General features: G+C 68.5%; 1 protein-coding gene. It reads left to right on the top strand.

Annotation, left to right across the window (positions count from 1 at the left end):
* On the top strand, positions 1 to 1,012 hold a 1,012-nt coding region (locus MJ783_RS16860), incomplete at its 5' end, for an amidohydrolase (RefSeq protein ID WP_239311397.1).
* Positions 1,013 to 1,101: the final 89 nt, after the last annotated feature.

Here is a 1,101-nt window from a genome sequence, read left to right as displayed (position 1 = left end):
GGCCGCCAGCCTGGACCGGCCTGACGTACCCATGGTCATGGTGCGTGCCGACATCGATGCGCTACCGCTGCTGGACGTGAAAGAGGTGCCCTACCGTTCGACCGTTCCCGGTGTCTGCCATGCCTGCGGCCACGACGTCCACACGGCTGTCGTGCTGGGGGCGGGGCTGGCACTCGCCGAGTTCGCCCGTGTCAGCCCGCTCACGGGAACGGTCCGGCTCGTGTTCCAGCCGGCCGAGGAGACCATGCCGGGCGGTGCGCTGGACGTGATCGACGCCGGTGTGCTCAAGCCGGTGTCCGCCGCCATGACGGTGCACTGCGACCCGTCCCTGGACGTCGGGAGCATCGGCCTGCGCGTTGGTCCTGTCACCTCGGCCGCCGACTCGGTCAGGATCACCCTCGGCGGCCCTGGCGGTCACACGTCACGTCCGCAGAACACGGTTGACCTGATCTACGCGTTGTCCAGGCTGGCGGTGGAACTGCCCGCGGCGTTGTCCCGCCTGGTGGATCCACGCTCTTCACTGTCGCTGGTGTGGGGGCACATCGAGGCTGGCACTGTGGCCAACGCGATCCCGCGGGCGGGCAGTATCGCCGGGACGGTTCGCACGCTGTCCCGGGACACCTGGGAGGACGTGCCCACGCTCGTGCGCCGGCTCGCCGAACAGATCGTCGCCCCTTACGGGGCGAGCCTCGCCCTCGATTACCGGCGCGGGGTACCTCCGGTGGTGAACAGTGCCGAAATCATCGAGGTGTTCCGGACAGCGCTACAGCGCGTGCTTGCGCCAGGCGCGGAGATACCGATCATGCAGTCCCTCGGTGGTGAGGACTTCGCCTGGTACCTCGACCATGTCCCCGGCGCGCTTGCTCGTCTTGGTACCCGTTCCCCCGGCGGGCACACCTACGACCTGCATCAGGGCACCTTCGACGTGGACGAGGCCGCGATCGGGACGGGCGTCCGGTTCCTTGCCGCGTCCGCTCTGCGTGGGCTGGAGCGGGCCAGCGCGTCGTGCTGACGAAACCAGCGTGCTGATCTACCAGAACAAGATCCCGGGCTGGGCCGCCCAGCAACAATCAACCCAACCCGGGACACATGGCTTATCGG

It is taken from the genome of Protofrankia sp. Cj3 (assembly GCF_917627355.1).
Taxonomy (GTDB): domain Bacteria; phylum Actinomycetota; class Actinomycetes; order Frankiales; family Frankiaceae; genus Protofrankia.
The sequence above is the reverse complement of the archived record's forward strand: the minus strand, read 5'-3'. Positions and strand labels throughout refer to the sequence as shown.